General features: G+C 54.0%; 24 protein-coding genes and 1 pseudogene. 17 read left to right on the forward strand and 8 right to left on the reverse strand.

Annotated features, from left to right (window positions below; genetic code table 11):
* The first annotated feature begins 10 nt into the window (after nt 1-10).
* From rlpA to lipA, 6 genes are all read left to right on the forward strand, one after another.
* Nucleotides 11-1,135 carry an endolytic peptidoglycan transglycosylase RlpA gene (gene rlpA / locus Electrica_RS18170; RefSeq protein ID WP_141965103.1) on the forward strand — a complete coding sequence of 375 codons (1,125 nt, stop codon included), beginning with the start codon at nt 11-13 and terminating at the stop codon, nt 1,133-1,135.
* 143 nt (nt 1,136-1,278) lie between these two features.
* Entirely contained in the window at nt 1,279-2,478 is a 1,200-nt protein-coding gene (gene dacA / locus Electrica_RS18175; protein WP_100685916.1) for a D-alanyl-D-alanine carboxypeptidase DacA, read from the forward strand.
* A 114-nt stretch (nt 2,479-2,592) separates the two neighbouring features.
* Nucleotides 2,593-2,856 (forward strand): DUF493 family protein YbeD, encoded by a 264-nt coding sequence (gene ybeD, locus Electrica_RS18180; protein WP_004859527.1) that lies wholly within the window; start codon nt 2,593-2,595, stop codon nt 2,854-2,856.
* A 98-nt stretch (nt 2,857-2,954) separates the two neighbouring features.
* On the forward strand, nt 2,955-3,599 hold the full coding sequence (lipB, locus tag Electrica_RS18185; RefSeq protein ID WP_141965104.1) for a lipoyl(octanoyl) transferase LipB: 645 nt from the start codon (nt 2,955-2,957) through the stop codon (nt 3,597-3,599).
* Nucleotides 3,600-3,743: 144 nt separating this feature from the next.
* Nucleotides 3,744-4,703 carry a YbeF family transcriptional regulator gene (locus Electrica_RS18190; protein WP_131047644.1) on the forward strand — a complete coding sequence of 320 codons (960 nt, stop codon included), beginning with the start codon at nt 3,744-3,746 and terminating at the stop codon, nt 4,701-4,703.
* A 179-nt stretch (nt 4,704-4,882) separates the two neighbouring features.
* Nucleotides 4,883-5,848, forward strand: a complete 966-nt coding sequence (lipA, locus tag Electrica_RS18200; protein ID WP_100685919.1) for a lipoyl synthase — start codon at nt 4,883-4,885, stop codon at nt 5,846-5,848.
* A 227-nt stretch (nt 5,849-6,075) separates the two neighbouring features.
* Here lipA and tatE read toward each other — a convergent pair whose 3' ends face one another.
* On the reverse strand, nt 6,076-6,282 hold the full coding sequence (gene tatE / locus Electrica_RS18205) for a twin-arginine translocase subunit TatE (RefSeq protein ID WP_004859519.1): 207 nt from the start codon (nt 6,280-6,282) through the stop codon (nt 6,076-6,078).
* A 127-nt stretch (nt 6,283-6,409) separates the two neighbouring features.
* The gene (locus Electrica_RS18210; RefSeq protein ID WP_141965105.1) at nt 6,410-7,201 is read right to left on the reverse strand and encodes a deaminated glutathione amidase; all 792 of its coding nucleotides are present in this window, start codon (nt 7,199-7,201) and stop codon (nt 6,410-6,412) included.
* A gap of 90 nt (nt 7,202-7,291) precedes the next feature.
* On the opposite strand from Electrica_RS18210, the gene crcB reads away from it, so the two are divergent.
* Nucleotides 7,292-7,675 carry a fluoride efflux transporter CrcB gene (crcB, locus tag Electrica_RS18215; protein WP_100685921.1) on the forward strand — a complete coding sequence of 128 codons (384 nt, stop codon included), beginning with the start codon at nt 7,292-7,294 and terminating at the stop codon, nt 7,673-7,675.
* 57 nt (nt 7,676-7,732) lie between these two features.
* Here the strand turns inward: crcB and cspE are convergent, their stop codons facing one another.
* Together cspE and pagP are read right to left on the reverse strand one after the other, a co-directional pair.
* Nucleotides 7,733-7,942, reverse strand: coding sequence for a transcription antiterminator/RNA stability regulator CspE (gene cspE, locus Electrica_RS18220; RefSeq protein ID WP_004859511.1), 210 nt, complete (start codon nt 7,940-7,942; stop codon nt 7,733-7,735).
* Nucleotides 7,943-8,136: 194 nt separating this feature from the next.
* Entirely contained in the window at nt 8,137-8,712 is a 576-nt protein-coding gene (gene pagP, locus Electrica_RS18225; protein WP_141965106.1) for a lipid IV(A) palmitoyltransferase PagP, read from the reverse strand.
* Between the two features lie 291 nt (nt 8,713-9,003).
* Between pagP and dcuC the strand changes: the two genes are divergently transcribed.
* Both dcuC and rna read left to right on the forward strand, forming a co-directional pair.
* Complete coding sequence (gene dcuC / locus Electrica_RS18230) at nt 9,004-10,374, forward strand: anaerobic C4-dicarboxylate transporter DcuC (RefSeq protein WP_131047642.1); 1,371 nt, start codon at nt 9,004-9,006, stop codon at nt 10,372-10,374.
* Between the two features lie 85 nt (nt 10,375-10,459).
* Nucleotides 10,460-11,257: a ribonuclease I gene (gene rna / locus Electrica_RS18235; protein ID WP_100685924.1), complete on the forward strand. Its 798-nt coding sequence runs from the start codon at nt 10,460-10,462 to the stop codon at nt 11,255-11,257.
* A gap of 28 nt (nt 11,258-11,285) precedes the next feature.
* Here rna and Electrica_RS18240 read toward each other — a convergent pair.
* A pseudogene (locus tag Electrica_RS18240) lies at nt 11,286-11,775 on the reverse strand (alpha/beta fold hydrolase).
* Nucleotides 11,776-12,014: 239 nt separating this feature from the next.
* Between Electrica_RS18240 and rnk the strand changes: the two are divergent.
* Complete coding sequence (rnk, locus tag Electrica_RS18245; RefSeq protein WP_032688893.1) at nt 12,015-12,425, forward strand: nucleoside diphosphate kinase regulator; 411 nt, start codon at nt 12,015-12,017, stop codon at nt 12,423-12,425.
* Nucleotides 12,426-12,618: 193 nt separating this feature from the next.
* Nucleotides 12,619-13,047, forward strand: coding sequence for a universal stress protein UspG (gene uspG, locus Electrica_RS18250; protein ID WP_141965107.1), 429 nt, complete (start codon nt 12,619-12,621; stop codon nt 13,045-13,047).
* A 64-nt stretch (nt 13,048-13,111) separates the two neighbouring features.
* Here the strand turns inward: uspG and ahpF are convergent, their stop codons facing one another.
* A complete protein-coding gene (ahpF, locus tag Electrica_RS18255; RefSeq protein WP_100685927.1) occupies nt 13,112-14,677 on the reverse strand; it encodes an alkyl hydroperoxide reductase subunit F in 1,566 nt (521 codons plus the stop codon).
* 241 nt (nt 14,678-14,918) lie between these two features.
* Entirely contained in the window at nt 14,919-15,482 is a 564-nt protein-coding gene (gene ahpC, locus Electrica_RS18260) for an alkyl hydroperoxide reductase subunit C (protein WP_100685928.1), read from the reverse strand.
* A gap of 409 nt (nt 15,483-15,891) precedes the next feature.
* On the opposite strand from ahpC, the gene dsbG reads away from it, so the two are divergent.
* The 4 genes from dsbG to Electrica_RS18285 all read left to right on the forward strand — a co-directional run bounded on the left by dsbG (nt 15,892) and on the right by Electrica_RS18285 (nt 19,701).
* Nucleotides 15,892-16,638 carry a thiol:disulfide interchange protein DsbG gene (gene dsbG, locus Electrica_RS18270; protein WP_100685929.1) on the forward strand — a complete coding sequence of 249 codons (747 nt, stop codon included), beginning with the start codon at nt 15,892-15,894 and terminating at the stop codon, nt 16,636-16,638.
* A 188-nt stretch (nt 16,639-16,826) separates the two neighbouring features.
* Nucleotides 16,827-17,750: a DNA-binding transcriptional repressor CitR gene (gene citR / locus Electrica_RS18275; protein ID WP_141965108.1), complete on the forward strand. Its 924-nt coding sequence runs from the start codon at nt 16,827-16,829 to the stop codon at nt 17,748-17,750.
* A 116-nt stretch (nt 17,751-17,866) separates the two neighbouring features.
* Entirely contained in the window at nt 17,867-19,090 is a 1,224-nt protein-coding gene (locus Electrica_RS18280; protein WP_141965109.1) for a phosphoadenosine phosphosulfate reductase, read from the forward strand.
* Nucleotides 19,075-19,701, forward strand: a complete 627-nt coding sequence (locus Electrica_RS18285; protein ID WP_141965110.1) for an IbrB-like domain-containing protein — start codon at nt 19,075-19,077, stop codon at nt 19,699-19,701. Before Electrica_RS18280 ends, Electrica_RS18285 begins: the two co-directional genes overlap by 16 nt.
* Here Electrica_RS18285 and Electrica_RS18290 read toward each other — a convergent pair whose 3' ends face one another.
* Nucleotides 19,702-20,847, reverse strand: a complete 1,146-nt coding sequence (locus Electrica_RS18290) for a pyridoxal phosphate-dependent aminotransferase (RefSeq protein WP_167686282.1) — start codon at nt 20,845-20,847, stop codon at nt 19,702-19,704.
* A gap of 169 nt (nt 20,848-21,016) precedes the next feature.
* Here Electrica_RS18290 and mtnC point away from each other — a divergent pair, with 169 nt between their 5' ends.
* A complete protein-coding gene (mtnC, locus tag Electrica_RS18295) occupies nt 21,017-21,706 on the forward strand; it encodes an acireductone synthase (protein WP_141965112.1) in 690 nt (229 codons plus the stop codon).
* A complete protein-coding gene (locus Electrica_RS18300; RefSeq protein ID WP_141965113.1) occupies nt 21,703-22,245 on the forward strand; it encodes a 1,2-dihydroxy-3-keto-5-methylthiopentene dioxygenase in 543 nt (180 codons plus the stop codon). Before mtnC ends, Electrica_RS18300 begins: the two co-directional genes overlap by 4 nt.
* The last annotated feature ends 76 nt before the right edge of the window (nt 22,246-22,321 follow it).

The raw sequence follows: 22,321 nt of genomic DNA on the forward strand, positions 1-22,321 counted from the left end.
GGGGTTCGCGATGCGTAAGCAATGGCTGGGGATCTGCATAGCAGCGGGGCTGCTGGCGGCATGTTCGGGTGAAGACGTTCAACAGAAGACGGTCAGCACTCCACAGCCGGCCGTCTGTAATGGCCCAAGCGTGGAAATCAGCGGCGCCGATCCGCATTATGAAACGCCAAATGCCGCGGCGAATCAGGATTACGAGCGCGAAGGTAAAAGTTATAAAATCGTCCAGGATCCGTCTAACTTTACTCAGACCGGTCTGGCCGCCATTTATGACGCGGAACCCAACAGCAATCTGACGGCGTCCGGCGAAGCCTTCGACCCGACGCAGCTTACCGCGGCGCACCCGACGCTGCCGATCCCAAGCTACGTCCGCGTGACTAACCTCGCAAACGGCCGGATGATCGTCGTGCGCATTAACGATCGCGGGCCGTATGGCAACGATCGCGTTATCTCGCTCTCACGTGCTTCCGCCGATCGCCTGAATACCTCCAATAACACCAAAGTGCGTATCGATCCGATCATCGTCGCGCCGGATGGTTCGCTTTCCGGCCCGGGTATGGCCTGTACTACCGTCGCCAAACAAACCTATGCGCTACCTGCCCGCCCGGATCTTGACGGCGGCGCCGGTGTTTCCAGCGAACCGACCGCGCAAACTGATGTCCGCCCAATCAGCAATGATACGCTGAAGCCGGAAGACAGCGTTGGCGCGCCGGTGAAAAGCGGCGGTTTCCTCGGCGCGCCTACGCCATTGAATAGCGGCGTACTGGAAAGCAGCAGCGAGCCTGCGGCTCAGACGGCCCCCCAAAGCGCGCCGGTTACCGCGCCTGGTTCTGTGCAAGGTCGCGTCACGCCGGCAGCACCGGCGACTGCCGCTGCTGCCACGGCCGTCGCCGCCTCGGCGGCCAGCGCCAGCGGCGACTTCGTCGTTCAGGTCGGCGCCGTCAGCGATCGGACCCGCGCGCAGCAATATCAGCAGCGTCTTAGCCAGCAGTTTTCCGTGCCTGGCCGCGTCGTGCAGAACGGTGCGGTGTGGCGCATTCAGCTCGGGCCGTTCGCCAGCAAATCGCAGGCCAGTACGGTACAACAGCGCCTGCAAAGTGAAGCTCAGCTGCAGTCATTTATTACTCACGCCAACTAAACAGGCTGGGCCGTTGTCCGTACTGTGATGCGCATGAAAAAGTCATTAACAAAGTCATGCGCAATGTCGGATGCCGGTCCACGGAGCATTTGTTATAGTAGGGCACTTTTTTTAACTCCATCACGGATGCCGTTGTTCTGACCATGAAGACCTCTTTCACCGCACGTTTACTCGTTACGGCCCTCTCCGTTGCAGCGCTCTCTTCCGCTGCCCACGCCGATGACCTGAATCTCAAAACCATGATCCCAGGCGCGCCGCAGATTGACGCCGAATCCTGGATCCTTATTGATTACAATTCGGGCAAAGTGCTGGCGGAGAATAACGCCGATTCCCGCCGCGACCCGGCGAGCCTGACCAAAATGATGACCAGCTACGTCATCGGTCAGGCCATGAAAGCGGGCAAGTTTAAAGAAACCGACCTGGTTACGGTGGGCAACGATGCGTGGGCAACCGGTAACCCGGTGTTTAAAGGCTCTTCACTGATGTTCCTGAAACCGGGTATGCAGGTGCCGGTTTCTCAGCTGATCCGCGGCATCAACCTGCAGTCAGGTAATGACGCCTGCGTCGCTATGGCCGACTACGTCGCCGGTAGCCAGGATGCCTTCGTCAGCCTGATGAACAACTACGTCAATGCGCTGGGCCTGAAAAACAGCCACTTCCAGACCGTTCACGGCCTTGATGCCGACGGGCAGTACAGCTCTGCGCGCGATATGGCGCTGATTGGCCAGGCGCTGATCCGCGACGTACCGAACGAATACACCATCTATAAAGAAAAAGAGTTCACCTTTAACGGCATTCGTCAGCAGAACCGTAACGGTCTGCTGTGGGATAACAGCCTGAACGTCGACGGGATTAAAACCGGCCATACCGACAAAGCGGGCTATAACCTCGTCGCCTCGGCGACCGAAGGCCAGATGCGTCTGATCTCCGCCGTTATGGGCGGTCGCACCTTCAAAGGCCGTGAATCCGAAAGCAAAAAGCTGCTGACCTGGGGCTTCCGCTTCTTCGAAACCGTTAATCCGCTGAAAGCCGGGAAAGAGTTCTCTTCCGAACCTGCCTGGTTTGGCGACAGCGATCGCGCTTCGCTGGGGGTCGATAAAGACGTTTATCTGACTATCCCTCGTGGCCGCATGAAAGACCTGAAAGCCAGCTATGTGCTGAACAATACCGAACTGCACGCACCGCTGCAGAAAAACCAGGTGGTCGGCACCATTAACTTCCAGCTGGACGGTAAAACGATCGATCAGCGCCCGCTGGTGGTCCTGCAAGAAATTCCTGAAGGCAATTTCTTCGGAAAAATGATTGATTACATCAAGTTAATGTTCCACCACTGGTTTGGTTAAAAATCGAACGCTTGAAAGTGTGATTTACATCCCCATATACTAATCATCAAAGTAACCTGATAACTCCCACTCCTGGTGGGAGTTATTATTTTTTGTCGTAATACCGGAGCTGACATGAAAACCAAACTTAACGAACTGCTTGAATTCCCTACTCCATTTACTTACAAAGTAATGGGGCAGGCGTTGCCTGAGCTGGTTGATCAGGTGGTGGAAGTGGTACAGCGCCATGCGCCTGGTGATTACTCTCCGCAGGTAAAACCGAGCAGCAAAGGGAACTACCACTCGGTGTCTATCACCATCAACGCGACCCATATCGAGCAGGTCGAAACCCTGTACGAAGAGCTGGGCAATATCGACATCGTCCGGATGGTGCTGTAACCCATTCCCTGACCCGGCCCTGCGCCGGGTCATCCCTCCCCGCTATGCTGTGATATACTCCCCCCTCAAGTCACTTCTCTCTCTGCGGAGACGTTGTTTTGCAGCATAACAAAATCCTTATCCGTCAACTTGGCCTGCAACCTTACGAACCGGTCTCGCAGGCGATGCATGAATTTACCGACACCCGCGACGACACCACGCTGGACGAAATCTGGCTGGTCGAACACCCTCCGGTCTTTACTCAGGGCCAGGCGGGAAAAGCTGAACACGTGCTGGTTCCGGGCGATATTCCGGTCATTCAAAGCGATCGCGGCGGCCAGGTAACCTACCACGGACCAGGACAGCAGGTGATGTATGTTCTGCTGAACCTCAAGCGGCGCAAACTGGGCGTGCGCGAACTGGTTACCCTGCTGGAACAGACCGTGGTCAACACGCTGGCGGAATACGCGATTGAATCGCATCCTCGCGCCGATGCGCCCGGCGTCTACGTCGGCGAGCAAAAAATCTGTTCGCTGGGTTTGCGTATCCGAAGAGGTTGTTCGTTTCACGGGCTTGCGCTGAATATTGCGATGGACCTGTCGCCGTTCCTGCGGATTAACCCCTGCGGCTATGCCGGAATGGAGATGGCCCAAATGCGCCAGTGGCAGCCGGACATTCAGCCGCAGATGGTGGCGCCTCATCTGGTTGCCAACCTGCTGGCTCTGCTCGGCAACCCGCCTCACGAGATGATTGCCGCCGCTTAGCCCCCGCTCGCTCGCGTCCCTGTCACCGGGGCGCGACATCCGCATTATCGATAGTTAAGCCATTATATTTGCAATTAAATGTCACGCACAGCGTCTCTGCTGGCCGCTATACTTGCGCTATCTCCGATAACAAGGAAGCGCTGAGTGGAAAATAACACGCCGTCATCAGAGTCGCCCACACCGTGGGAACCGCACCGCGACCGCCAGGCCTTCCGTATTCTGCGTAATGTGGATCTGAACCTGCTGACCATTTTTGAAGCGGTGTATGTCCACAAGGGCATCGTCAATGCCGCGAAAGTGCTGAACATTACGCCATCGGCGATCAGCCAGTCGCTGAATAAACTACGCGCTTTGTTCCCCGACCCGCTGTTTATCCGTAAAGGCCAGGGAGTGACGCCTACGGCGTACGCGACCCATCTTCACCAGTACATCAGCCAGGGAATGGAATCCTTCCTCAGCGCCCTCGACCTGGCCGGCGGGGCGGTTCAGCAACGCGCCATCACCATAGCGACCTCCCCCTTTATCGGCGCTCTGGTCATCCCGGCGATTGCGCACGCGCTCAGGCCCTCTTTTCCCCAGATCCGGTTACACAACGTCGCCATTACCGATGCCAGCAGTCAGCTGACTCAACGCCAGGTCGATTTGCTGATCGACAGCGAGACCTACACAAACCAGGCCATCGTGCATCACCTGCTGTTTGAAGATCGGCTGGTAATGTATTGCCGCGAAGGACATCCGGCGTTACCAATGCCGTTAACCGAAGAGAATCTCCGCCAGTATGAGTTTGCCCTGATATTGCCGCCGGGCCAGCGCTATCCGGCAATATACCGGCAGTTACAGGGGCCCCCGGGAGAACGCCGCTGCGGCTTCAGCAGCGACAACCTTTTTGCCCAGGCGGCGCTGATAAGCCAAAGCGATATGATAGGGCTGATGCCGGAGCAGATGTTTTCTCTGCTGGCGCGTACGTGGTCGCTGGCAAGGCTCGACTACGCTCAATTACCCGAACAACGCATTGAGATTTCACTGCATTACAACCGGATAAGCGCGCAGGAACCGTTGCTGAATCAGGTCATCGAGGTGGTTCGTCAGTCGTTTAAACAATAAAGCACGTGAGGATAAGCATAAAACAACAACTATTTTACAATTTGCCGAACAGGTAGGCTGCTTTCTGTCCCATATCAATGGTATACTGCCTGTCCTTAATTCAAAAATAGTTGATAAATACAACATTTCCTTGAATTGATTCGCTTTCCTTCGTGACTCGCAACTGGAACACGCACGCTATGAGTAAACCCATTGTGATGGAACGCGGTGTTAAGTACCGCGACGCCGATAAAATGGCCCTTATCCCGGTGAAAAACGTGGCAACTGAGCGTGAAGCTCTGCTCAGAAAACCGGAATGGATGAAAATCAAACTTCCGGCTGACTCGTCCCGTATCCAGGGAATCAAAGCAGCGATGCGTAAGAACGGTCTGCACTCCGTGTGCGAAGAAGCTTCTTGCCCAAACCTTGCGGAATGCTTCAACCACGGAACGGCCACCTTTATGATCCTCGGCGCGATTTGTACCCGTCGCTGCCCTTTCTGTGACGTTGCGCACGGTCGTCCGGTGGCGCCGGATGCCAACGAACCGCAGAAACTCGCGCAAACTATCGCCGATATGGGCCTGCGCTATGTCGTCGTGACCTCCGTTGATCGCGACGATCTTCGCGACGGCGGCGCTCAGCACTTTGCCGATTGCATCAGCGCTATTCGTGAGAAAAACCCGACGATTAAGATTGAGACCCTGGTCCCTGATTTCCGTGGCCGTATGGATCGCGCGCTGGATATCCTCACGGTGACTCCGCCGGATGTGTTTAACCACAACCTGGAAAACGTGCCGCGTCTGTATCGTCAGGTTCGCCCGGGCGCCGACTACAACTGGTCGCTGAAGCTGCTGGAGCGTTTTAAAGAAGCGCATCCGGAGATCCCGACGAAATCAGGTTTAATGGTCGGCCTCGGCGAGACCAACGAAGAGATTATCGAAGTTATGCGCGACCTGCGTCGCCATGGCGTGACCATGCTCACCCTGGGCCAGTATCTGCAGCCAAGCCGTCACCACCTGCCGGTTCAGCGCTACGTCAGCCCGGACGAGTTTGAAGAGATGAAAGCCGAAGCGATGGCGATGGGCTTCACCCACGCCGCCTGCGGCCCGTTCGTTCGTTCGTCTTATCATGCCGACCTGCAAGCCAAAGGGATGGAAGTGAAGTAAATTTCACATCCCCTCAATCGCCGCGTGAACCCTTTCGCGCGGCGGTCCGTTTTTATCCCGCTCGCCTGACCTTTTCCTGCCTCTGGTAACAACTGGTTGCATTTTTTTATACTTTTTCGCGCACGGGCAATAAAAAGAGGCCGCAACGCTTATCGCTGCAGCCTCTTCAACGTTCAGACTCTCGCCTGCCGGTAACCCCCTCCCGCTGTCGGGGAAGGCGCCTTTAATTACTCTTTATGAGAGAGCTTCTGTGCCGGAGCGTCTTCTTCCGCACTGGTTTTCTTCGCGCTATCGTCATCGTCGTTCATGGCTTTCTTGAAGCCTTTGATAGCGGAACCCAGGTCTCCACCCAGCGTACGTAATTTTTTGGTACCAAACACTAAAATAATCAGTGCTGCGACAACCAGCAGTTTGGTAATACTAATCTCACCCATAGATAACCTTCTTCTCTAAAACAAGCTGCGAATACGCCATCATACACGCGAACAATTAACGGCTATTTGACGCGCGGACACAATAGCAATCTGTAACAAGGTGAATCAAGCCTTGTTTAAAAAAACATCACAATAATTGCGGTGGCGCAAAGCGGCGGTTCTTCAATACCGGCAAACGCTCGCGAACCTGGCGCAGCGACGCTGTCGAAATGTCGGCAGTAATCATCTGCGGCCCGTCCCCTGCTCCCGCCATCGTCGTCCCCATCGGGTCGATAATGCGGCTCTGGCCAATATTGCGGGTTCCGCATTCGCCCGCCGCCACGATATAGCAGGTCGTATCCAGAGCCCTGGCCGCCAGTAGGGTGCTCCAGTGATACTCCTTCATTGGCCCTCTGACCCATGCGGTGGGCAACACCAGCACTTCAGCACCGTTAAGCGCCAGCGTTAACGCCAGCTCGGGAAAGCGTAAATCGTAACAGGTCATCAGGCCAACGCGTACCCCGTCGACATCAATCAACGGTGGAATCTGTCGCCCGGCATCGACAAGGCGCGACTCCTGCATCGCAAACGCATCATACAAATGGAGCTTCTGGTACTGGGCAATCACCTCACCCTGGCGTATCGCCACCAGCGTATTCGTCGCTCGCCCCTCGCCGGAAGGCACATGCAGCGTCAGCACCGTGGTTAATAAACCATGATGGCGGCTTTCATCCCGCAGCAGCTGCAGAAAACCGCCATCCATCTCCTGCGCCGACTTTACCGAAAGATCCGGATCGCTGTCGTCACGCGCCAGCAACGCTTCCGGTAATACCAGCAATGATACCCCCTGCCCGGCCGCCTGGTGCATCAACGCCACGCAGGTACGCGCATTGACTCGCCAGTCCGCCGTTACGGCAAATTGTCCCGCAGCAACCCGCATTCTCTTCTCCCGTCAGGTATTTTGTAGCCAGTGACGCATTTTGCGCGCTACACTCAACCCCCTGTATTAACCAAATAGCAGGGAATGAGAGTGTCACAACTACTTTTAGCCGTTTTTGTTGGTGGTGGTACCGGCAGCGTTTTGCGCTGGTGGCTTGGAATGAAGTTCAATCCAATGCATCACGCGATTCCCATGGGCACACTTGCAGCCAACCTGCTGGGCGCGTTTATCATTGGCGCCGGGCTGGCATGGTTTAATCGCCTGACAAACATTGACCCAATGTGGAAACTGCTGCTCACTACCGGATTTTGCGGCGGGCTGACGACGTTTTCAACCTTCTCATCGGAGGTCTTTTTCCTGCTGCAACAGGGGCGTTTCAGCTGGGCGCTGCTGAACATTCTGGCCAATCTGTTAGGCTCATTCGCCATGACGGCAACGGCATTCTGGCTCTTTTCCCATGCGGCCAGTCGCTAACAGCAGGCAAAAAAAAACCCGCGTTGAGCGGGTTTTTATATTCTACTGACGCAATGCTTAGATAGCGTTTACGTTTGCAGCAGAAGGGCCTTTGGCACCGTTAGTGATTTCGAACTCTACGCGCTGACCTTCAGCCAGAGTTTTGAAACCGTTGGACTGGATTGCAGAGAAGTGTACGAATACATCTTTGCTGCCATCTTCCGGAGTAATGAAACCGAATCCTTTGGATTCATTAAACCACTTAACGTTACCTTTAATCTTAGACATCAAAATTACCTTTATATGAAAAAACGACACTGATACTGTGTCGGACACCAGTACATCAATTGTGATGCCTTTTGTCCAGTCCAAGTTTCTTAAAAAGTGACAAATATCGCTATCTTTTTTAGGAGGTCACGCCTTAGTTGTTGTTTTTTCACAGGACAAACGACTTAGCTCTTTTATTGCTAAGTTATGCCAGTCTAAAACTGAAAACGGGCCCAGGCAAAGTAGACGTTACCGTTATTGTAGGTCCCGGGGATATAGGTCATCTGGAAGGTTGCAGGACCATAACCAATGGATGCCAGTGGCAAAATGACCGGAATGGGAATGTAATTCCAGTTATCTCGCGCCGTCACGCCCAGCGTGTACCCCACACCAAGATGAAAATTGTCGTCGGCTAACGGACGCCAGGTTTTCTCCCAGCCATAGCCGCCAATCGGCTCCCATTTGTTAAACGAGTCCTTAAAGGCCATCAGATACAGGCCGTGCCAGTTGCCTTTATCATCCCAGCGGGAAACCCCGAATCCTGCCCCCCACGGACGCTCGTTATACTTATCGGTCTTTTCTTTGTCATAGGCAAAACGGGCATGCCAGGTAATCGCGGGAACATACAGATCGTAGTGTTCAGGTTCCTGCCAGGTCTGCCCGACGTTGTCACTTAAGGTGTTATACCCATCGCGAATCGTCGACGTAAACGACGCGTTAGCCACGCCACAAGAGAGCATTACCCCTAAAAAACTAATAAAAAACAATACGAAATGACGTTGTCTCAACACTTATCTCTTACCAATATCAATTTTAAAGCGCAATAAGTTAGCAAGTATAATCTTAATATTGCCTTAACGAAATCAGGTAAGTTTCTGATTTATGATCGGAAAAACAGCAAGCTTTTCACCTTTCCGTTTTGTGATAGCGGCCGCCCCTCGACTGATGATTGCAGGATTCTCATCGGTTTATTGATTTGCATCAGCATGTTTTGCCCATGAATTAGGCACATTCGCTTACTTAATTTTATCTTCACTTTGTTTATTAGCAGATTCTTTGGCTGAAAGGCTTAGGGGTAAAAAATGCTTACGCTAGTTGAGATTCTGATTGGCATTGTGGTCATTGTGGGCGTTGCCCGCTATATCATAAAAGGCTATTCCGCCACCGGCGTGCTCTTCGTCGGTGGTTTGACGTTACTTATCGTCAGCGCGTTGATGGGACACAAGATTTTACCCGGCGATACGAAAAGCACGGGGTATTCCGCAACCGATATCATCGAATACGTCAAAATTCTCCTGATGAGCCGCGGCGGCGATTTGGGCATGATGATCATGATGCTCTGCGGATTCGCCACCTATATGACCCATATTGGCGCCAACGATATGGTAGTGAAGCTGGCTTCTAAGCCGCTGCGCTACATTAACTCCCCCTATCTGCTGATGATCGCCGCCTATTTCGTCGCCTGCCTGATGTCGCTGGCCGTCTCCTCGGCGACCGGCCTGGGCGTTCTGCTGATGGCCACCCTGTTCCCGGTGATGGTGAATGTCGGTATCAGTCGCGGCGCCGCGGCGGCCATTTGCGCCTCGCCGGCCGCAATTATCCTCTCTCCGACCTCCGGCGACGTGGTGCTGGCCGCCAAAGCCGCAGAAATGCCGCTCATCGACTTTGCGTTTAAAACCACGCTGCCGATCTCCATCGTCGCAATTATCGGCATGGCCATTGCCCACTACTTCTGGCAGCGCTACCTGGATAAAAAAGAGAACGTCGCGCACGAAATGCTCGATGTGAACGAAATCACCACCACCGCCCCCGCCTTCTACGCCCTTCTGCCCTTTACGCCGATTATCGGCGTCCTGATTTTCGACGGGAAATGGGGCCCGGAACTGCATATTATCGCCATCCTCGTGCTCTGCATGCTGCTGGCGGCCGTGCTGGAGTTCGTTCGCGGCTTTAATACGAAAAACGTTTTCGCCGGACTGGAGGTCGCCTATCGCGGTATGGCCGATGCCTTCGCCGGCGTCGTCATGTTGTTGGTGGCCGCTGGCGTCTTTGCCCAGGGTCTGAGCACCATTGGCTTTATCAATAGCCTGATCTCAATTGCCACATCATTTGGCTCGGCGAGCATCATTTTAATGCTGGTGCTGGTCATTCTGACCATGCTGGCGGCAATGACCACCGGTTCCGGTAACGCGCCGTTTTACGCCTTCGTAGAGATGATCCCGAAATTAGCCCACTCTTCAGGCATCAACCCGGCCTATCTGTCCATTCCTATGCTACAGGCTTCAAACCTGGGCCGTACTATTTCGCCGGTCTCGGGCGTCGTGGTTGCCGTTGCCGGGATGGCCAAAATCTCCCCCTTTGAAGTGGTGAAGCGGACCTCTGTTCCGGTTATCGTCGGTCTGCTGGTGGTGATTATCGCCACCGAAGTTCTGGTACCCGCTAGCGCGCTTTAATTAACGCGAAAAGGCGCCAGCTGGCGCCTTTTTTATGCTTTAATCATTTCCTGTAAATCATTGTCACCCACTATCAGGATTAAAAATGTTCAGGAAGGATTTCGTCGCCATTGCCCTTTTGTTAACGGCAACCCAGGCTGGCGCTGAACCACTCACCGCAACGCAATATGGCGATTTCGACCGTTATGTACTGGCTTTGTCATGGCAAACAGGGTTCTGCCAGAGCATGCATGACAGAAATCGTAGCGAGCCGGAAGAGTGTCGTTTGCAGCAGGAACTACCGAATAAAGCGGATTTCCTGACGGTACATGGCCTCTGGCCTGGCTTGCCAAAATCCATTGCGGCGCGCGGCGTCGACGATCGGCGCTGGATGCGTTTTGGCTGCGCCACCCGCCCTGTCCCCAACATGCCTGAAGTCAAAGCCGGGCGTAAATGCCAGGCCGCTGAAACCGGGCTGTCGCTGGAGATGGCGAATAAACTCAACAGCGTGATGCCGGGCGCCGGCGGCAATTCGTGTCTCGAGCGTTATGAATATGCGAAACACGGCGTCTGCTTCGGCTTCGATCCCGATAGCTACTTTGGCACGATGGTGCGTCTTGATAGTGAAGTGAAGCAGAGCCCGCTGGGCCTCTTTCTGGCGAAGCATTACGGGCAGAGCGTCAGCCGCGATGACTTCGATGCCGCCGTCGCGCAGGCATATGGTAAGCAGAGCGTGAAGGCATTCAAGCTGACCTGTAACGGCAATCCGGCTTATTTAACCGAGATACAAATCGCCATCAAAGCGGAGGCCATCAATCAACCGCTTTCAGCCAATGGCCTCTTGCCTCAGCCTCATCCGGGGAATTGCGGCAAACAATTTGTGATTGATAAAGCCGGCAACTGATGATTCGGCGGCGTAAGCCGCCGGTCGATTATGCGCGAATAAAATCCAGCAAATCCTGGTTAATCTGGTGCTTATGGGTCGTACAGATCCCGTGAGACCCGCCCTGATAGACCTTTAATTCGCCGTCAGGCAGCAGCTGCGCCGCCACTTTCCCGCAGGTTTCAAACGGGACAATCTGGTCATCATCACCATGAATAACCAGCGTCGGAATGGTCATCCTGCGCAGATCCTCACGCAGGTCGGTTTCAGAAAACGCTTTAATGCAGTCGTAAAGCGCTTTTATTGACCCCTGTAACCCCTGCTCGACAAACCCTTCGCGCACCGCTTTTGACTCCATGTCCTCGACGATCGTGAGCAATCACGCGGAATCCCTGCGATCCGAGAAACAGCATTTGATCTTCAAAAGCATCAGCCGTTAACGGCCAGCCGTGGCTAAATACCACCGGTTGCCCGCTTCCCCAGTCTTTAAAATACAGATAACTACCGTCGTTAAGAGTAAGTTTGTCAAAACCGCTCATTTCAGTCTCCTGTACTGGAAGGGTACTACCTGATACCGCTTAAAAAGGATAAGACAGATTTTTCGGTTGTGACGGCATTATCATAAATTTCATCTCTCCCTTTCGGCGATCATCGCTTAATGTGCGTTTAATCACTTCAAACTGCCGACAAGTCTCAGTATGATGGGACGACATTAACCCTTGCCTTTCGGTGAGGGTTTTCTTTTACGGACAGGTTCCTGGATAACACGGAGTATGCGATGACCAGACCCGCAATCATCATTAATGAGCTCGATGCAGAACGCATCGACAGGCTGCTCGAACAGCCGGCTTTCGCTAATTCCCCGGTGGCAGATGCGCTGAACGACGAGCTGGATCGCGCGCAAATGCTGGCACCGGAAGCAATGCCGCATGATGTCGTCAGCATGAACAGCAAAGTCAGATTTCGCGATTTGACCAGCGGTGAAGAGCGCGTGCGGACACTGGTGTTTCCCTCGCAGGTGACGGACAGCGCAACCCAGCTTTCCGTGCTCGCCCCGGTTGGCGCCGCGCTGCTCGGCCTGAAAGTCGGCAGTGCCATCCACTGGGAGTTACCGGGCGGAGCATCGGCCCATCTCGAAGTGCTGGAGCTGCTTTACCAGCCGGAAGCCGCAGGTGAGTTTCATCGTTAATTCTCCCGCTGCCTGAGGCGTTTCACGCTTTATTCAGAGGATGTCTTCGCATCCTCTTTCTGCCCCCCTCTCTCGTGGTACTGACAAAATTTTACCCCCCTATCCGCCTGAGCTGACAGTTTTGCGAGCTGAATGACACTATATCTTCCTATAATGTGTTGATATAGAAACAGGCGAACAAGGAGGAATGCATATGTATAAAACTATCATTATGCCCGTTGATGTTTTTGAGATGGAGTTGAGCGACAAGGCCGTCCGCCACGCGGAGTTTTTGGCCCAGCAGGATGGTGTTATTCACCTGCTCCACGTATTACCCGGATCGTCCAGCTTCACGATGAGCCGCTTTACCGCCGATCTGCGTCGTTTTGAAGAGCACTTACAGCACGAAGCGGAAACGCGCCTGAAAACAATGGCCGGGCATTTCAGCATCGACCCTGCGCGGATTAAAATGCACGTCCGCTTTGGTAGCGTGCGGGACATGGTCAATGAACTGGCGAACGAAATTAAAGCCGATGTGGTGGTGATTGGTTCGCGTAACCCTTCTATCAGCACCCACTTACTTGGCTCCAATGCCTCAAGCGTTATCCGCCACGCCCATATTCCGGTGATGGTCGTTCGCTAACACCGAACGCAAAAGAGGCTACCCTGGGGGTAGCCTCTTTATATGCAGGTGTCGTCTTACTTTATTATGCGGTTTTGGTACGAATCAGATAATCGAACGAACTCAGCGAAGCTTTCGCCCCTTCGCCCGCAGCGATAATGATCTGTTTGTACGGTACGGTTGTGCAGTCGCCGGCGGCAAATACGCCCTTGACGTTTGTTTCACATTTCGCGTCGATGATAATTTCCCCCATCCGGTTGCGCTCGATGGCGCCTTCCAGCCAGTTGGTGTTCGGCAACAGCCCAATCTGCACGAAAATCCCCGCCAGCCCGATATGGTGCTCATCCCCGCTGACCCGGTCACGATACTGCAGGCCGGTCACTTTGCTGCCATCGCCCGTGACTTCAGTGGTCTGAGCGTTGAGAATGATATCGACGTTTTTCAGGCTGCGGACTTTATCCTGCAGGACCTGGTCGGCTTTCATCTCCGGGGCGAACTCCAGCAGGGTCACGTGTTCTACCAGGCCCGCCAGATCGATGGCCGCCTCAACGCCGGAGTTACCGCCGCCGATGACCGCCACGCGTTTACCTTTAAACAGCGGGCCGTCGCAGTGCGGGCAATAGGTCACCCCTTTGGTGCGATACTGATCTTCACCCGGCACGTTCATGTTGCGCCATTTTGCCCCGGTGGCAATGATTACGCTGCGCGCTTTCAGCACCGCGCCGGAGGCCGTTTCAATTTGATGCAGGCCGCCTTCTACCGCAGCCGGAATCAGTTTCGCTGCGCTCTGAGAGTCAATCACATCCACAGCATAGTCGCTGACGTGCGCTTTTAACGCCCCGGCCAGCTTCTGCCCTTCCGTTTTCGGCACAGAGATGTAGTTTTCGATATCCACGGTATCCAGCACCTGACCACCGAAACGTTCACCCATCAGGCCGGTACGAATGCCTTTACGCGCAGAATAGACCGCCGCAGCGGCGCCTGACGGACCGGAACCGACAATCAGCACATCATAAGCATCGCGTTTATTCAGCTCTTCCGCCGCCCGTTTTTCGGCACCGGTATCGACTTTAGCGACAATTTCCGCCAGCGTCATACGCCCCTGACCGAACTCCTGGCCATTCATAAAGACCGCCGGGACGCCCATCACGTTGCGATCGGTAATCTCATTCTGGAAAGTCCCGCCGTCAATCGCCGTATGTTTGATACGCGGATTCAGTACCGCCATCAGGTTCAGCGCCTGCACGACATCCGGGCAGTTATGGCAAGAGAGCGAGTAATAGGTTTCAAACTCAAAATCACCGTCCAGATCGCGGATCTGCTCGAGCAGCGACTGGGTCTCTTTGGACGGATGACCGCCGGTCCACAGCAGCGCCAGCACCAAAGAGGTAAATTCATGTCCCAGCGGGGAACCGGCAAAGCGCGGCCCCTGAAGGGAACCGGGGTTCGCGATCAGGAAAGAGGGCTTGCGGACAGGCAAGCTGTTATCTTCTCTGAAGGTCACTTTTGCCGACAGTTCGGCAATTTCAGCCAGCAGTTCCTTGATTTCTGCCGATTTTGCGCTGTCATCCAGCGTGGCAACCAGCTCAACAGGTTTCGTCAGTTTCTCAAGGTAGGCCTTGAGCTGGGTTTTCATGTTGGTGTCGAGCATTTTTAATCTCCTGCTTAAAAAACATCATCATGCAAGCTGCCTTGCGGGCGGCCTGAATGCGGCTTGCATCATGGTGTTGAAATAAAACGGGCGCAGATGCACCCGCTTGAGGATAAATTCGCAAGCATTTCGTGTTACAGCAAGGCGGCAAGCTTATGAAGCCCCGGGAGCTTACATCAGTCAGTAACCGGGGAGACGAAGCATCGCCAACGCACCTGTAGCGCGAAAGGCGTAGTGAATTTTAGATTTTGCCGACCAGGTCCAGGGATGGCGCCAGAGTCGCTTCACCTTCTTTCCATTTCGCCGGGCAAACTTCGCCTGGGTGAGAAGCAACATACTGAGCAGCTTTGATTTTACGCAGCAGGTCAGATGCGTCGCGGCCGATACCTTCAGCGGTAACTTCGATAGCCTGGATGATACCCTGCGGGTCAACAACGAAGGTTGCGCGGTCTGCCAGACCCTGGTCTTCACGCATGTTGTCGAAGTTACGGGTCAGGGCGCCAGTCGGGTCGCCGATCATCGCATATTTGATTTTTGCGATGGTGTCAGAGCTGCTGTGCCATGCTTTGTGAGTAAAGTGGGTATCGGTAGAAACGGAGTACACGTCTACGCCCAGTTTCTGCAGTTCTTCGTAATGGTCTGCCACGTCGCCCAGTTCAGTCGGGCATACGAAGGTGAAGTCAGCCGGATAGAAGAAGAAGACGCTCCAACGGCCTTCGGTGTCTTTCTCGGTAACTTCGATGAATTCACCGTTTTTGAATGCCTGGTTTTTAAAAGGTTTGATTTTAGTGTTAATCAAGGACATCTATACTTCCTCCGTGTTTTCGTTGAGGTCTAAGGTAACGAACTTTTGCTGATTCGACCAATGTGTTTGCATTATCAAATCAATAAGCAATATCTAACAACCGGAACAAGACAGCTTTGTGAACCCGTCGCGACGATCGCCGCGTTTCGTTACTTTTTGCATCCCGCCGTGCTGAAAGTAAAAAGGCCGCCCTCTTCAGGCGGCCCCGTTACCTGAAATACCCGCAGGTAGGTTCAGTGCCAGACAAGCTGGCTATGTGTTGCGCTCTACATTACCTTAATGTAACAGCAAGGCCGATTACACCATCCGCGGTAATAAAGGGCAATCCGCTCGCGGGCAGGTCTTACCTATAGCTGTGATAGGCAGCATCATCTTCTTACCTTACACATTGATTTAACAAGGAATAACCATGTTAAAGCGTCTGTTTTTTCTCAGTTTTTTACCCTTTTTCAGCCAGGCTGAAGATCTGCCGGCTCCTGTAAAAGCGATAGAAAAACAGGGAATTACCATCATTAAGCCCTTCGAGGCGCCGGGTGGGATGAAAGGATGGCTGGGGAAGTATCAGGATATGGGGGTCACTATCTATCTGACCCCCGACGGCAAGCACGCCATTTCAGGCTATATGTACGATGAAAATGGCACTAACCTGAGCGAACAGCTGTTCCAGAAAGAACTCTACACGCCGGCGGGCCAGGCGCTGTGGAAGAAAATGGAAGCCGCCAGCTGGCTACAGGAAGGGAAAAAGGAGGCGCCGGTCATTCTGTATGTCTTTGCCGACCCCTTCTGCCCGTACTGCCTGAAATTCTGGCAACAGGCCCGTCCGTGGGTAGAGTCCGGCAAAGTACAGATTCGCACGCTGCTGGTTGGCGTCATCAAGCCCGAAAGCCCGGCGACGGCCGCCGCGATCCTCGCCACCGCGGATCCGGCGAAAACCTGGCATGACTACGAACAATCCGCCGGAAAAATGAACATAAAAATCCCGGCGAATCTCTCCCCGCAAAAAATGAAGATCGTCAGTGAGAATCAGCAGTTAATGGATCAACTCGGCGCGAACGCCACGCCTGCCATTTACTACATGAACAAAGAGAATATGCTGCAGCAGGTGGTCGGGCTGCCTGAAGCCGACAAGTTGCAGACCATGATGGGAGAAAAGTAACCCGCCCGGCGCGGCTTTCTGGCCAGGTGCTTAAGGAAAAAGAACCTGGCTTACGCCTCTCCAGTCATATACATTCAGTCATGGCGAAGAATAAACGCCCTAATAAATTCATCAAATCAATCATTACAAAAAAATAAATACAAAATATTAATAAATTTTATCACCACGACTTTATCCGGATATTAGCAATGGCGAACCTTTACGGCCTGAAAAAATTCGATCTTAACTTGCTGGTTATTTTTGAATGCATCTATCAGCATCTGAGCATCAGTCGAGCGGCGGAAGCATTGTTTATTACCCCCTCCGCCGTCAGCCAGTCATTGCAACGCCTGCGCACTCAGCTTAACGATCCGCTGTTTATTCGTTCGGGAAAAGGCATTACGCCCACCCAAACGAGCATCAACCTGCATTATCTCCTCGAAAAAAACTTAAGCCAGCTAGAGAAAACGATTTCTCTCGTCAATCCGGCCAACTTAAAAAAACGTTTTGTCATTTATAGCCCTCAGTTATTTATTCCCCACGACTCTTTACAATTAATCCACGCCCTCTACCAGACCCCCAATATGCAGGTGGAACACCATGACCTTCAGCTCACCAGCGACTCGGTGGAAAGTCTGCTCTCGCAGCGTAAGGCGGACCTGATACTCAGTTTATCCCCCTGTAAAAGCGCGGAGATATTCTGCCAGCCCTTCCTGGAGGCTGAGATGGCACTGGTCTGCGGTGAACGCCATCCGCGGGTCGATGAACTGAACGATCGTGCCGCCATCCTGCGGGAAAGCTTCGCCGGTTATCTTTCCACGGAGGTCGGCATAAAGAATTTTCATGCGCAAATGAAAAAAAGTTTACCCGACCGAATGATGACCTTTCGTAGCGATTCGCTGCTGGCGCTCATTAATATGATTAACCAGACCGACCTTATCGGCTTTGTGCCGAAAGCCATACTGAACCACCCGCTCTTCAATCTGAACTTGAGAGTGCTGCCGGTTCCGGTGCCATCTATTATGATCTACATGATTTATCACCAGACGCAGATAAATATGCCCATATTCTCCTCGCCGTTCGATAAAATAATCAACCTGCAACCGCAGGAAAACAATTTATATCATGAATAATTAAATAAAAATCAATATTCCAGCCTAATATAAAACCATAAAAAATGACGGAAATTATTTTCTGTCGTAGCATGACATGCCATTAAATCGTCAACTGCACCTAAGGAACAGAGATCGTGACATTAATAAAATACCCGTTGCCCGAGTCCGTTCTGCAAGCCGCGCAGAAACGCATTGAATGGGTGATGGATAATTTCCCTCGTCTCTGCGTCTCTTTTTCCGGCGGCAAGGACTCCACCCTGATGCTGCATCTGACCGCGCTTCACGCGCGACGTACAGGCCGCAAAATTAGCGTGCTGTTTATCGACTGGGAAGCGCAGTTCTCCTACACCATTACCCATTGCGAAGCGCTCCGGGAAGCGTATCAGGATGTCATCGAACAGTTTTTTTGGGTTGCCCTGCCGTTAACCACGCAGAACTCACTCAGTCAGTTCACGCCGGAATGGCAATGCTGGCAACCAGACGCCCGATGGGTGCGCCAGCCGCCGCCGCATGCCATTACCGACCCCGGCTATTTCTCTTTTTATGTCCCGGGGATGAGCTTCGAAAACTTTGTTCGCGAATTCGCCGACTGGTTTGCCGCCAGCCGTCCCGCTGCGGTCTTAGTTGGCATCCGCGCGGATGAATCCCTTAACCGATTCATCACCATCTCGTCGCGGCGCAAACAGCGCTTTGCCGATGATAAACCCTGGACCACCGCAGCGCCGGGAGGCCACGCGTGGTACGCCTACCCTATTTATGACTGGAAAACCGCCGATATCTGGACCTGGTTTGCCAAAAGCGGACTCACTTATAACCCACTCTATGATCTGATGTATCAGGCCGGCGTACCGCTGCGCTACATGCGTATCTGTGAACCTTTCGGTCCGGAACAACGCCAGGGGCTTTGGCTTTATCACGTACTGGAACCTGAACGCTGGGCCGCCATGTGTCAGCGGGTGAGCGGCGCGTGCGGCGGCGGCGTCTACGCCGGCCAGGATAACCAGTTCTACGGGCATCGCAAGCTGGAGAAACCCGGACATCATAGCTGGAAGAGCTACGCCCTGTTTTTACTCGACAGCATGCCGGAAAAAACGGCCGAACATTACCGGAATAAAATTGCCGTCTATCTGCGCTGGTATCAAAAACAGGGGATGGAGGATATACCTGACCTCCAGAAGGCCGATACCGGCGCGAAGGATATTCCGTCCTGGCGACGCATCTGCAAAGTGCTACTGAATAACGATTACTGGTGCCGCATGCTCTCTTTCAGCCCGACCAAACCCAGCCATTACCGGCGCTACCGCGAACGAATGAGTCAAAAACGCCAGCAATGGGGGATCTTATGCAACAACAAATAATGCACGACCTTGAGCGCTATCTGAACACTCTTCAGGATGCGGAGCGCGTCGAGGCGCTGAACGCTTTTCGCCAGCTTTTACACCATTACAGCCCGTTCAAATCTCATCCCGTTGACTGCGTGCTGTGGGTAAAGCAGGAGCGCGTTTCGCCAAATGATTACAACCCCAACAACCTCGCCCCGCCGGAAAAACGCCTGCTGCTCACTTCGCTGCAAACGGACGGTTTTACGCAACCCATTGTGGTGCTCAGACAAGATGAGGCGCGCTACACCATCGTCGACGGATTCCATCGCCACGAGCTTGCCAGAAACAAAGCGCCGTTAAAACAGCAGTTAAACGGCTATCTGCCGGTCGCCTGCCTGGAAAACCATTCAGCCAGTCGCGATACGCTGATGGCGGCGACCATTCGCCATAACCGCGCGCGGGGCCGCCATCAGATCCCGGCCATGTCAGAAATCGTCCATGAGCTGGCAAACCTGGGTTGGTCAGACGCGAAAATCAGTCAGGAGCTGGGTATGGACGCTGACGAGGTGTTACGCCTGAAACAAATTAACGGTCTTGCCGAACTGTTTGGCGACCGGCAATTTTCTCAGGCGTGGACCGTAAAATAACTACAGCTGGCAGAGACGTTCCGCTGCGGCCAGCAGAGTTGCCGGCTGTTTTGCAAAGCACAGGCGGATGAGCTTGTGCGGGAACGGATCGGCGCAGAACACCGACAGCGGGATCGCCGCGACGCCCACTTCGGTCGTCAGCCAACGGCAGAAGCTCACATCGTCGAGATCGGAAATCGCACTGTAGTCAGCCAGCAGGAAGTAGGTGCCCTCGCAAGGAAGAATCTCCAGACGGCTGCTGCGCAGGGCATCGACAAACAAGTCTCGCCGCTCGCGGTAGAATTCCGGCAGCTGGCGATAGTGCTCCGGCTCATGGCGCAGCATATCGGCGATTGCCAGCTGAGCCGGCGTATTCACCGCGAAGGTCAGATACTGATGAACCTTGCGCAGCTCGGCACTTATCGCCGCCGGCGCCACGCAGTACCCCACTTTCCAGCCGGTCATGTGGAAGGTTTTACCAAAAGAAGAGACCGCCACCGCCCGTTCGCGCAGCTGCGGGTGGGCCAGTACGCTGGCGTGCCCGTGCGACGCAAAGCAAATATGCTCATAGACCTCATCGCTGATCACATAAATTTGATGGTCAGCTATCGCCTGCCACAACGCGGCAAAATCCTCGCGCTGCCAGACCGTCGCCGACGGATTATGCGGCGTGTTCAGGATAACCAGCCGGGTACGCTCGCTAAGCGCCGCGGCAAATTCTAGCCAGTCAACGCGAAAATGGGGCGGCTGCAAAGCGATACGTTTCAACACGCCGCCGGACAACTCCACGGCCGGCGCGTAGCTGTCGTAGCTTGGGTCAAAACAGATAACCTCATCGCCGGTGCGGACCAGCGCGGTAATCGCCGCATACAGCGCTTCGGTCGCCCCCGCCGTGACGGTTATATCGCTGTTGGCATCCGGGCGATAGCCGTACAGTTCGGCGGTTTTGTCGGCAATCGCTTCACGCAAAGCCGGGACACCGGTCATCGGCGCGTACTGGTTAGCCCCCTGAGCGACATGATACGCCAGGCGCTCCTGCAGGTAGCGCGGCCCGTCAAAATCCGGGAACCCCTGCGACAGGTTGATCGCCCGGTGCTCCTGCGCCAGCGCGCTCATCTGGGTAAATATAGTGGTGCCAAGCGAAGGGAGTTTACTTTCAGGAATCAGTGGCTTATTGCTCATTGTATAATTACCGATTGTAATGCTGTTGTTGAAGCCACTATAACACGATGTTAGTATTTGGCAATCAAGACGCTTAGACGTCTAAATGATAATGTTATGCCGGTTCTCGCCTGAAGCAGCCCTATCACGGCGCACCGCCTACTCTGGAGAAACCATGATCCGCGCTATCGTGACCGATATTGAAGGTACCACCAGCGACATTTCTTTTGTCCACAACGTTCTGTTTCCATACGCCCGCGAGCGGCTGGCGGCCTTTGTCACCGCGCAACAGTACGCCGAGCCGGTGAAGACGATCCTTGATAATCTGCGAACGGAAATCGGCAACCCCGCCGCCAGCGCCGCCGAACTGATTGATACCCTGCTGGCCTTTATGGATGAAGACCGCAAGTCAACGGCGCTCAAGGCGCTGCAGGGCATTATCTGGCGCGAGGGCTATGTTAACGGCGACTTTACCGGCCATCTCTATCCGGACGTTCTGCCCGCGCTGGAAAAATGGAAGTCTCAGGGTATTGATTTATACATATATTCCTCTGGATCCGTCGCGGCGCAGAAATTGTTATTTGGCTACAGCGATGAAGGTGATATTACTCATCTGTTCAGTGGCTATTTCGATACCTTGACGGGAGCCAAGCGAGAAACGCAGTCCTATCGCAATATTGCCGAACAGTTGGGGCATCATCCGGCGACGATTCTGTTCCTCTCCGATATTCATCAGGAGCTGGATGCGGCAGAAGCCGCCGGTTTTCGTACGATCCAGCTGGTGCGCGGCGACCGCGATCCTGCCAGCCATCACCCGCAAGTTCAGCGTTTTGACGACATTCATCCGGAGCAGATCCCAGCATGAGCGCATTAACGATTTATTCAGAAAAAGACGCCGGTACCCATCTCTGGTATAGCACCGACGGCGATGAAATCCAGCAACAGCTCAACGCCAAAGGCGTGCGCTTCGAACGCTGGCAGGCCGACCGTGATTTAGGCCCCTCTCCGACATCCGAGACGGTGCTTGAAGCCTATCAACACGCTATCGCGAAGCTGGTGGCGGAAAAAGGTTACCAGAGCTGGGATGTCATCAGCCTGCGCGCGGATAATCCGCAGAAAGAGGCGCTACGCGCGAAGTTTCTCAACGAACACACCCACGGTGAAGACGAGGTCCGCTTTTTTGTTGAAGGCGCCGGGCTGTTCTGCCTGCATATCGGCAATGAAGTGTTTCAGGTGCTGTGCGAGAAGAACGATCTGATTTCGGTACCGGCCAACACGCCGCACTGGTTTGATATGGGCCCGGAGCCTGATTTCACCGCTATCCGCATTTTCGACAACCCGGAAGGTTGGGTGGCGAAATTTACCGGCAACGATATCGCCAACGCCTACCCGCGGCTGGCATAACGCCACAATGCGCTAGCGCCGGGTGGCGGCTACGCCTGACCCGGCCTACACCATCCGTAGCTTCCCGTAGGCACAT

Origin of the sequence: Klebsiella electrica (assembly GCF_006711645.1) — a bacterium.
GTDB classification, from domain to species: Bacteria; Pseudomonadota; Gammaproteobacteria; order Enterobacterales; family Enterobacteriaceae; genus Klebsiella; species Klebsiella electrica.

Bases quoted from the DNA above. Each gene is read 5' to 3' on its own strand.
- rlpA (WP_141965103.1), top strand. From the start codon at position 11: ATGCGTAAGCAATGGCTGGGGATCTGCATAGCAGCGGGGCTGCTGGCG.
- dacA (WP_100685916.1), top strand. From the start codon at position 1,279: ATGAAGACCTCTTTCACCGCACGTTTACTCGTTACGGCCCTCTCCGTT.
- ybeD (WP_004859527.1), top strand. From the start codon at position 2,593: ATGAAAACCAAACTTAACGAACTGCTTGAATTCCCTACTCCATTTACT.
- lipA (WP_100685919.1), top strand. From the start codon at position 4,883: ATGAGTAAACCCATTGTGATGGAACGCGGTGTTAAGTACCGCGACGCC.
- tatE (WP_004859519.1), bottom strand. From the start codon at position 6,282: ATGGGTGAGATTAGTATTACCAAACTGCTGGTTGTCGCAGCACTGATT.
- Electrica_RS18210 (WP_141965105.1), bottom strand. From the start codon at position 7,201: ATGCGGGTTGCTGCGGGACAATTTGCCGTAACGGCGGACTGGCGAGTC.
- cspE (WP_004859511.1), bottom strand. From the start codon at position 7,942: ATGTCTAAGATTAAAGGTAACGTTAAGTGGTTTAATGAATCCAAAGGA.
- dcuC (WP_131047642.1), top strand. From the start codon at position 9,004: ATGCTTACGCTAGTTGAGATTCTGATTGGCATTGTGGTCATTGTGGGC.
- rna (WP_100685924.1), top strand. From the start codon at position 10,460: ATGTTCAGGAAGGATTTCGTCGCCATTGCCCTTTTGTTAACGGCAACC.
- rnk (WP_032688893.1), top strand. From the start codon at position 12,015: ATGACCAGACCCGCAATCATCATTAATGAGCTCGATGCAGAACGCATC.
- uspG (WP_141965107.1), top strand. From the start codon at position 12,619: ATGTATAAAACTATCATTATGCCCGTTGATGTTTTTGAGATGGAGTTG.
- ahpF (WP_100685927.1), bottom strand. From the start codon at position 14,677: ATGCTCGACACCAACATGAAAACCCAGCTCAAGGCCTACCTTGAGAAA.
- ahpC (WP_100685928.1), bottom strand. From the start codon at position 15,482: ATGTCCTTGATTAACACTAAAATCAAACCTTTTAAAAACCAGGCATTC.
- dsbG (WP_100685929.1), top strand. From the start codon at position 15,892: ATGTTAAAGCGTCTGTTTTTTCTCAGTTTTTTACCCTTTTTCAGCCAG.
- citR (WP_141965108.1), top strand. From the start codon at position 16,827: ATGGCGAACCTTTACGGCCTGAAAAAATTCGATCTTAACTTGCTGGTT.
- Electrica_RS18285 (WP_141965110.1), top strand. From the start codon at position 19,075: ATGCAACAACAAATAATGCACGACCTTGAGCGCTATCTGAACACTCTT.
- mtnC (WP_141965112.1), top strand. From the start codon at position 21,017: ATGATCCGCGCTATCGTGACCGATATTGAAGGTACCACCAGCGACATT.
- Electrica_RS18300 (WP_141965113.1), top strand. From the start codon at position 21,703: ATGAGCGCATTAACGATTTATTCAGAAAAAGACGCCGGTACCCATCTC.